This window comes from Roseomonas sp. SRI_022 (assembly GCF_057586215.1).
Genome location: NZ_JBYCZL010000032.1, coordinates 48,341 through 57,089, shown reverse-complemented (window position 1 = coordinate 57,089; position 8,749 = coordinate 48,341). Strand labels below are relative to the sequence as shown.

Genomic DNA, 8,749 nt, shown 5'->3' with positions numbered 1-8,749 from the left:
GGTCGGTTGCGCGGACCGTGCCACCCTCGCCGTGCTGAACCAGGGTGCGGAGGGCGCGCCGCGGTTGCTGGCGGAAGCGCGGGCCTCGGGCGGCTGCCGGACCACCTTCCGCGTCAATGAATGGGTGGCTGAGGCGGTGGAGGGCGACGTCGTGCGGCTGCGCATGACCAATGGCGGCCCGCTGACGCTGTGGTTCCGGCGCAGCGAGGTCGTCGCACCCTGACCTCGGCTTGTCGCGCGCGACGCGCGGCATGACACTCGGCGCAGGGACGGGAACCGAGTGCCGATGAACTGGACTGCCGAACTCGACGAACTGCGCCGCCGCGAGGCCATGGCCCGCGAGATGGGCGGGCCGGACAAGGTCAAGCGCCAGCACGACGGCGGCCGGCTGACGGTGCGCGAACGCGTCGAGGCGCTGGTCGATCGCGGCACCTTCCACGAGGCCGGCGCCATCGCGGGCCGCGCGGAATACGATGCGAAGGGCGACCTGGAATCCTTCACGCCGTCCAACTGCGTGATGGGCCGCGCCATGGTCGATGGCCGGCCCGTGGTGGTGGTCGGCGACGACTTCACCGTGCGTGGCGGCAGCGCGGATGCGACGATCCGCGAGAAGCCGATCATGGCCGAGCGCATGGCCGCCGAACTCCGCCTGCCGATCATCCGCATGATCGAGGGTTCGGGCGGCGGCGGGTCGGTCAAGACGATCGAGACGACAGGGCGCGCCAACCTGCCGGGCGGGGTCGGCGGCACGCAGCTCTACTACCAGACCACCGCGAACATGGGCTTGGTGCCGGTCGTCACGCTCGGGCTCGGCTCCGTCGCGGGGTTGGGCGCGGCGCGGCTGGCGGCGGCTCATTACTCGGTGATGACGAAGTCCTCGGCGATGTTCGTCGCCGGGCCGCCGGTGGTCGCGCGGCTGGGGGAAAAGCTGGAGAAGCGCGACCTCGGCGGCTGGGAAATCCAGTGCAAGGCCGGCGGCGTCGATGACGCGGTGGAGACGGAGGCGGATGCCTTCGCCGCCGCGCGGCGTTTCCTGTCCTACCTGCCGTCCTCGGTGCACGAAGTGTCGGCGGCGATCCGCAACCGGGACCCGGTGGACCGGCGGGAGGAGAAATGGCTCACCGCCATCCCGCGCGATCCGCGGAAGGCGTACAAGGTGCGCCCGGTGATCGAGACGCTGTTCGACAAGGGCAGCTTCTTCGAGATGGGCAAGTGGTTCGGCCGGTCCATCATCACCGCCTTCGCGCGGCTGGATGGGCGGGCGGTCGCCGTGCTGGCCTCGGACCCTGTCTTCCATGGCGGGTCCTGGACGGCCGATGCCTGCCAGAAGATCGTCCGCTTCGTCGACCTGGCCGAGACCTTCCACCTGCCGGTCGTCTACCTGATGGACTGCCCCGGCTTCGCCGTGGGGCTGGATGCGGAGAAGACCGCGACGATCCGTTGGGGCGTGCGGGCCATGGCGGCGGTGAACCAGTGCCGCCAACCCTGGTGCACCATCATCATGCGCAACGCCTTCGGGGTGGCGGGCGTGGTGCATCAGCCGGCGGGGCGGTACTCGATCCGGTATGCATGGCCTTCGGCACGCTGGGGTTCGCTGCCGTTGGAAGGCGGGGTCGAGGCGGCCTATGCGGCGGAGGTCTCGGCCGCCGAGGACCGCGACGCCAAGGTCGCCGAGATCGAGGAGAGGCTGCAGAAGCTACGCTCGCCGTTCCGCACGGCGGAGGCCTTCTGGGTCGAGGAGATCATCGACCCGCGGGAGTCACGGCGCCTGCTGTGCGAATTCGCGCGGCTCGCGGATCCGCTGCGAGCGCCGGGGATGGCGGCGTTCACCATGCGGCCGTGAGGGCCGCCCATCCGCAACCGCCGTCATTCGATCCGTGCGGGTTCGGTTCGCGAGGTGCATAGTGCCGCGCTCTTCCGGGGCTGTCGGGCCGGTGACCGCGTGCGACATGGAGGATGGGCGACATGACCACCCACAAGGTTGGCTATCTCATCGGCAGCCTCGCCAAGGGATCGATCAACCGGAAACTCGCCAGGGCGCTGGTGAGGCTGGCGCCGGCGGATCTCGAGATGTCGGAGATCCCGTTCAAGGACCTGCCGCTCTATAGCTACGACTACGATGCCGACTTCCCGCCCGTCGCCAAGACCTTCAAGGCCGCCATCGCGGCGGTGGACGCCGTCCTCTTCGTGACGCCGGAATACAACCGGTCGATCCCCGGCGGCCTCAAGAACGCCATCGACTGGGCGAGCCGGCCCTACGGGACGAATTCCTTCGCGCGGAAGCCCTCGGCGGTGATCGGGACCTCGCCCGGTTCGATCGGCACTGCCGTGGCACAGCAGAGTCTCCGCAGCGTGCTCAGCTTCTGCAATTCGCCGCAGATGAATGCGCCGGAAGCCTATATCCACTTCACACCCGGCCTGATCACCGACGACGGGGAGGTGACGGTGGAATCGACCGAGCAGTTCCTCCGCCAATACATGGAGGCCTTCGGCGCCTTCATCGCGCGGGTCATGCAGGTGCTTCCGCGCGGGACCTGATACGTCCGGGATGAAGGCCACCGGCTTGAACGCCGCGCGGCACGGGAAGATGGCCGGATCAGTCTCCCACTACTGGTGTCCGGAAGGGAGGCTCAAGCAACGCTGGCGGCGTCCGGGGGCGGTGCCCCGGCCGCTGCGCGCCCTCATTCCATCGTGATCCCCGCGACGCGCACCACCTCACGCCACTGCGCCACCTCACTGCGCAGCCGCGCCGCCAGGGGATCCGGCCCGGACAGCACCAGCAGCGACCCGCGCTCGGCCATCCGCCGCGACAATTCGCTGTCGGGGGCCGCGAGCGGCGCCAGTTCCGCGTTCATCCGCCGCAGCGCCTCGGGTGTTGTCTGCTTCGCCGCGAACAGCCCGAACCAGAAGGGCACGGCGTAGCCCGACACGACCTCCCCGATCGCCGGCGTATTCGGCAGCAGTGGCGCGCGGGTCGCGGTGGTGACGCCGACCGGGCGGATCGTCCCCGCGCGGATGTGTTCCAGCGCGAGCGACAGGTCGCCGACGAAGGCGTCGATCTCCCCGGCCAGCAGCGCGGTCATGATGAGCCCGGCGCCGCGATAGGGCACGTGCAGCAGCTCGATCCCCGCCTTCTGCATCAGCAGGGCGGAGGCGAGATGCGTCGCCGAGCCGATCCCCGAACTGCCGACCGAAACCCGCCCAGGCGCTTCCTTCGCGCGCGACAGGAAGGCCGGCAGGTCGGCCGGGCCATTGGCGCGCACGCAATAGACGAGCGGCGCCTCGGTCACGATCGTCACCGGCAGCAGGTCGGTGAAGGGATCGAAGCCGAGGTCGCGCTTCAGCGCCGGCAGCGTCGCCACGGAATTCGACGTGATGAGGAAGGTGTGGCCATCCGTCGCGGTCGCGACATGCTGCATGCCGACCTGGCCGCCCGCGCCGGCCCGGCTGTCATAGACGACGGGCTGGCCGAGCCGCGGCGTCAGGTAGTCCACGAAATACCGCGCCGGCACGTCCTGCGGGCCGCCGGGGGCGAAGGGGCTGATCAGCCGCACGGGGCGGGTCGGCCAGGTCGCGCCTTGCGCGAAGGCCGGCGTGGCAGGCCCGGCGGAAAGCGCTGCGCCGAGGGCGCGTCGGGTCATCTCCATGCGTGTCACTCCCGTTCGTTGCTGCTTGGCGGGACGATGTCGTCCCAGCGGGGCAGGGGGCGGCTTTCGACCGGCACCAGCCACGGATGGTGATTGCCGCGATGGATCACCTGCGCGGGCAGCAGGATGGTGGGCGGCACGGGTTCGCCGCGCAGGTGGCGCAGCGCGGCCATGGCGGCGGCGGCCCCCATCTTCAGCCCGTCATAGTCGATGCTGGCGAGCAGTCGCCCGGCATCGATCGCCTGCGCCGCGGCGATGATGCCGTTCATGCCGGTGACAAGCGTGCGCCGCCCCGCCGCGTCCAGCGCATCCAGCGCGCCGAGCGCCATCAGGTCATTGGTGCAGATCACCCCGTCGATACGCGGATGCTGTGCGAGCAGCCCCACCATCGCCTCGCGCCCCGGTTCACGCAGGTAGCGTCCCGGCGCGGTGTCGAGCAGGCGCAGGCCGGGATGGGCGGCGAGTGCGGCGCGGAAGCCGCGCCCGCGGTCGCGGCTGGTCGGCGCGCTGTCGGGGCCCTCGACCAGCACCACATCGCCCACGCCGTGCAGCGCTTCGGCCATGGCGCCGACCGCCGCGCGGCCCATCGCCACGTCATCGGCGCCGATGAAGGTGACGAAATCGCCCTTCATGCGGTTGACGAAGCCGATGAAGGGAATGCCGCGCGCGATGGCCTCGGCGACCGGTACTTCCAGCGCGGCATCATCGGCCGGGGCGAAGATGATGGCGTCGGGACGCTCGGCGACGACGGCGCGCAGCAGCGCGATCTGCTCGGCGGCATCGTCGGGCGTCGCCGGATGGTGCCGCGTCGCGGTGGCACCTTCCGCCGCCGCGGCGCGCTCCACGCCGAGCAGGAAGGCCTGGTAGTTCGGATTGACCCCGTTCTTGGTGAAGGCGGCGAGGCGGATCGCCATGCCTCAGTCGCCCCGGATGCCGGTGGTGCGGATCACCTCGCCCCAGGACCGCAGGTCGTTCGCGATGCGGGCGTTGAAGGTGCGGGTATCCTCGAAATTCGGCGTCAGGCCGTTGGCGAGAAGGCGCTCGCGGAAGGTCGGGTTCTCCAGCGCCTTGCGCGTCGCCTCGGACCAGCGGGCGAGGCTTTCCTCGCTCATCCCCTTCGGGCCGCAGATGCCGAACCAGCCGGCCATCTGCAGGCCGGGCACGGCGGCCGAGATCGGCCGCGCATTCGGGAACAGCGGCGACCCGGCATCGTCGCCCATGGCGAGCAGGCGCAGCTCGCCGCCGGTGATCTGGCGCATGACGTCGCCGAGATTGGTGATCATGAAGTCGGTCCGCCCGCCGAGGATATCGACGATGGCGATCGCCGCCCCGCGATAGGGCACATGGACGATGTCGAGCCCGGCGCGCGCCTTGAGCAGTTCCACCGAAAGATGCTGCGCGGACCCGACGCCCGCCGAGGCATAGGTCAGCCCGCCCGGCCGCGCCCGCGCCGCCGCGATCAGCCCGGCCGTGTCCTGGTGCGGCCCGCGCGCCGCGACGACGAGCGCATAGGTCGAGAGTGCGACATTGGCGACGCCCGTCATCTCCGTGCGTGGATCCACGGGCAGGGCGGCGCCGGGCAGGTTGGGCGTGATGGTCATGCTGCCCATCGGGCATTGCAGCACGGTCATGCCATCCGGCGCGGATCGCGCGACGACCTCCGCTCCGATCAGCCCGTTCGCGCCGGTGCGGTTTTCCATCACGCCGCGCGCGCCCATCTGGGGCGGGACGTATTCGGCGATCAGCCGCGCCATCAGGTCGCCCGCACCGCCGGCGGCGAAGCCGGAGATGACGCGGATGGTGCGGTCCTGGGCGAGGGCGGGCAGGGCGGCGAGCGACAGGGCAGCGGCGAGCAGCAGGCGACGCATGTGGTTTCCTCCCGTTGGTTGGCGCAACGGTAGGACAGGCGGACGCGCCTTGCGAAGGGGGGCGCCCGCGCCGGCTTCAGCCGTCCAGCGCCGCCATCACCGCATCGGCCATCGCACGGGTGGACAACACCGGCTCCCCAGGCAGGGCGATGTCCGCCGTGCGGGCGCCGCCTGCGAGCGCTGTCTCGACCGCGCGCTCCAGCATCGTCGCCTCCTCGGGCGCGCCGGCGGTCCAGCGCAGCAGCATCGCCGCCGACAGGATCGCGCCGAGCGGATTGGCGATGCCCTTGCCGGCGATGTCGGGCGCCGAACCGTGGATCGGTTCGTACAGCGCGCGTCGCTTGCCGTCCGGGCCGGGGTCCGACAGCGCGGCGGAGGGCAGCATGCCGAGACTGCCATTCACCGCGCCGGCACAATCCGACAGGATGTCGCCGAACAGGTTGTCGGTGACGATGACATCGAAGCGCGTCGGCGCGCGGCCGAGCTGCAGCGCGCAATTGTCGGCGAGCATGTGCTCGAGCGTGATGTCGGGGAATTCCTTGGCGTGCACGGCGGTCACGACTTCCCGCCACAGCGCGCCCGCCTCCATCACATTTGCCTTGTCCACCGAGGTGACGTGGCCGCGCCGCGTGCGGGCGAGGCCGAAGGCGAAGCGCGCGGCGCGGGCGATCTCGCCTTCCGTGTAGGCATGGGTGTTGAGGCCCCAGCGCGTCCCGTCCGGCAGCGTCTGGATGCCACGCGGCGTGCCGAAATAGACACCCGCCGTCAGTTCCCGCACGAAGACCAGGTCGGCCCCGGCCACGGTGCGGGGCTTGTAGGGGGAGACCTCGGCCAGCGCCGGCTGCGCCTTCACCGGGCGGAGGTTGGCGAAGACGTCGAGCGCCTTGCGCATGCGCAGCAGCGATCCCTTGCTGCGTTCCTCCGCCGGGATGTGCTTCTGGTCGAGGCTGCCGGTCGCGCCGAACAGCAGCGCGTCGGCGGCGAGGATCGCATCCCAGGTGGCGTCGGGCATGGTGGTGCCCTGCGCGGCCCAGGCAGCGGAACCGAACAGGCGGCGTTCCATGCGCAGCGGAATGCCGCGCTTCTGCGCGAACCATTCGAGCACGCGAACCGCTTCGTCGGTGACCTCGGGCCCGATGCCGTCGCCGGGCAGGACGACGATGTTGAGGGTCATTTCTCGACACTCTCCCAATTCCATGGGCGGGCGGCGCGGTCGGCAGCATACCAGCCGTCGATGAGGTCCTTGAAGCGCAGCGTCAGCGCGATGTCGTCGAGGCCTTCGAGCAGCGCCTCCTTCTTCCGCGCATCGACGGCGAAGGGGATCTCGGCACCCTCCGGCGTGACGACGACCTGCCGGGCGAGATCGACGGAGGTGTGGCGAGCACCCTGCGCGGCCTCGGTCTCGGCGGCGATGCGGGCGATCGCTTCCTCCGGCATCACGATGGGCAGCATGCCGTTCTGGAAGCAGTTGTTGAAGAAGATGTCGCCGAAGGAGGGCGCCAGCACGGCGCGGAAGCCCATGCCCATCAAGGCCCAGACGGCGCCCTCGCGCGACGATCCGCAGCCGAAGTTCGGGCCCGCCAGCAGGATCGGGCTGTCGCGGTATTGCGGCAGGTTCAGCACAAAATCGGGGTTGTCCGACCCGTCCTTGGCGTAGCGCAGGCGCTCGAAGGCATAGGGGCCGAGACCCTCGCGGCCCGTGCCGACCAGGCGCTGGATCGGGATGATGACGTCGGTGTCCACATTCGCGCGGAGCATCGGCGCTGCGGGGCCGGCGACCTTGGTGAATTTCTGCATCGGTCGGTCCCCCTACGCCGCGAAGTGCCGCACATCGGCGATGGCACCGGCCACCGCCGCCGCCGCCGCCATGGCCGGGGAGGCGAGGTGCGTCCGCGCCCCCGTGCCCTGCCGCCCGACGAAGTTGCGGTTGGAGGTGGAGACGCAGCGCGCGCCGGGCGGCACCGCCTCCCCATTCGCGGCGACGCAGAGCGCGCAGCCGGGCTCACGCCATTCGAAGCCGGCCTCACGGAAGGCGGCGTCGAGGCCCTCGGCTTCGGCTTCGTGCTTCACGCGTTCGGACCCCGGCACCACCCAGGCGGTGACATGCGGGGCGACATGGCGGCCGCGCAGGATCGCGGCGGCGGCGCGCAGATCCTCGATGCGCGAATTGGTGCAGGATCCGATGAAGACCCAATCGACCTTCGTGCCGATGATCGGCGCGCCCGGCGTCAGGCCCATATAGGCGAGGGCCGCTTCCCAGGCGCCGCGCTTCTCCGCATCGGGCGCGTTCGCCGGGTCGGGCACCATGCCGGTGACGGGCAGCACCTGCTCGGGGCTGGTGCCCCAGGTGATCTGCGGGACGATGTCGCGCATGTCGATCAGCAGGTCGCGGTCGAACACCGCGCCGTCATCGGTCGGCAGGTCGCGCCACGCGGCCACCGCCGCATCCCAGGACGCGCCCTTCGGCGCGAAGTCGCGGCCCTTCAGCCATTCGAAGGTCGTCTCATCGGGCGCGACCATGCCGATCTTGGCACCCATCTCGATCGACAGGTTGCACAGCGTCAGCCGGCCTTCGACCGACAGCGCGCGCACCGCGGATCCCGCATATTCGACGGCATATCCCGTGCCGGCTGCGGCACCGAAGCGGCCTATCGCGGCCAGGATCATGTCCTTCGGCGTCACACCCGGCGGGGCGGTGCCCTCGAAGCGGATGCGCATGCGCTTCGGCTTGCGCTGCGGCAGCGTCTGCGTCGCGAGCACGTGGCGCAGTTCCGACGCGCCGATGCCGAAGGCGAGCGCGCCGACGCCGCCATTGGTGCAGGTGTGACTGTCGCCGCAGACCAGCGTGGCACCCGGCAGCACGATGCCGAGCTCCGGGCCCATCACATGCACGATGCCGTTGCCGTCCTGCCCGAGGTCGAACAGCCGCACGCCGGTTTCCGCTGCTCGCTTGCGCAGGCCCGCGAGCAGCCGCGCGCCGGTCGGGAAGGTCTCCGAGGTGCGTCCCGGGGCGGAGGAAACGGCATGGTCCGGCGTGGCGAAGACCAGGTCGGGGCGGGCGACGTTGTAGCCTGCCTCCCCTACTTCCTGCAGTGCCCGGCCGCCCGAGAGGTCATGCACCAGGACTCGGTCGCAGTAGAGCAGCGACCAGCCGGCGCCGAGATCGGCGACGACATGCGGATCCCAGATCTTGTCGAACAATGTTGCCGGCATCCGGCGCTTCCTTCCCAGCCT

The 8,749-nt window shown here is 70.7% G+C and carries 9 protein-coding genes; 3 read left to right on the top strand and 6 right to left on the bottom strand.

Annotated elements, in window-relative coordinates:
- The 3 genes from AC2YHJ_RS23985 to AC2YHJ_RS23975 form a co-directional block, all read left to right on the top strand.
- On the top strand, positions 1-223 hold a 223-nt coding region (locus AC2YHJ_RS23985), incomplete at its 5' end, for a hypothetical protein (RefSeq protein WP_487398709.1).
- A 63-nt stretch (positions 224-286) separates the two neighbouring features.
- Positions 287-1,843 carry an acyl-CoA carboxylase subunit beta gene (locus tag AC2YHJ_RS23980; RefSeq protein WP_487398708.1) on the top strand — a complete coding sequence of 519 codons (1,557 nt, stop codon included), beginning with the start codon at positions 287-289 and terminating at the stop codon, positions 1,841-1,843.
- 122 nt (positions 1,844-1,965) lie between these two features.
- A complete protein-coding gene (locus tag AC2YHJ_RS23975; RefSeq protein ID WP_487398707.1) occupies positions 1,966-2,538 on the top strand; it encodes an NADPH-dependent FMN reductase in 573 nt (190 codons plus the stop codon).
- 143 nt (positions 2,539-2,681) lie between these two features.
- Here the strand turns inward: AC2YHJ_RS23975 and AC2YHJ_RS23970 are convergent, their stop codons facing one another.
- From AC2YHJ_RS23970 to leuC, 6 genes are all read right to left on the bottom strand, one after another.
- Positions 2,682-3,647: a Bug family tripartite tricarboxylate transporter substrate binding protein gene (locus tag AC2YHJ_RS23970; protein WP_487398706.1), complete on the bottom strand. Its 966-nt coding sequence runs from the start codon at positions 3,645-3,647 to the stop codon at positions 2,682-2,684.
- A 5-nt stretch (positions 3,648-3,652) separates the two neighbouring features.
- Positions 3,653-4,561: a sugar ABC transporter substrate-binding protein gene (locus AC2YHJ_RS23965; RefSeq protein ID WP_487398705.1), complete on the bottom strand. Its 909-nt coding sequence runs from the start codon at positions 4,559-4,561 to the stop codon at positions 3,653-3,655.
- Between the two features lie 3 nt (positions 4,562-4,564).
- Positions 4,565-5,515: a Bug family tripartite tricarboxylate transporter substrate binding protein gene (locus AC2YHJ_RS23960; RefSeq protein WP_487398704.1), complete on the bottom strand. Its 951-nt coding sequence runs from the start codon at positions 5,513-5,515 to the stop codon at positions 4,565-4,567.
- Positions 5,516-5,591: 76 nt separating this feature from the next.
- Positions 5,592-6,689 (bottom strand): 3-isopropylmalate dehydrogenase, encoded by a 1,098-nt coding sequence (leuB, locus tag AC2YHJ_RS23955; RefSeq protein WP_487398703.1) that lies wholly within the window; start codon positions 6,687-6,689, stop codon positions 5,592-5,594.
- Positions 6,686-7,312: a 3-isopropylmalate dehydratase small subunit gene (leuD, locus tag AC2YHJ_RS23950; RefSeq protein ID WP_487398702.1), complete on the bottom strand. Its 627-nt coding sequence runs from the start codon at positions 7,310-7,312 to the stop codon at positions 6,686-6,688. The genes leuB and leuD overlap by 4 nt, the downstream gene beginning before the upstream one ends.
- 12 nt (positions 7,313-7,324) lie before the next feature.
- Positions 7,325-8,728, bottom strand: coding sequence for a 3-isopropylmalate dehydratase large subunit (gene leuC, locus AC2YHJ_RS23945; RefSeq protein WP_487398701.1), 1,404 nt, complete (start codon positions 8,726-8,728; stop codon positions 7,325-7,327).
- Between the last annotated feature and the right edge of the window lie 21 nt (positions 8,729-8,749).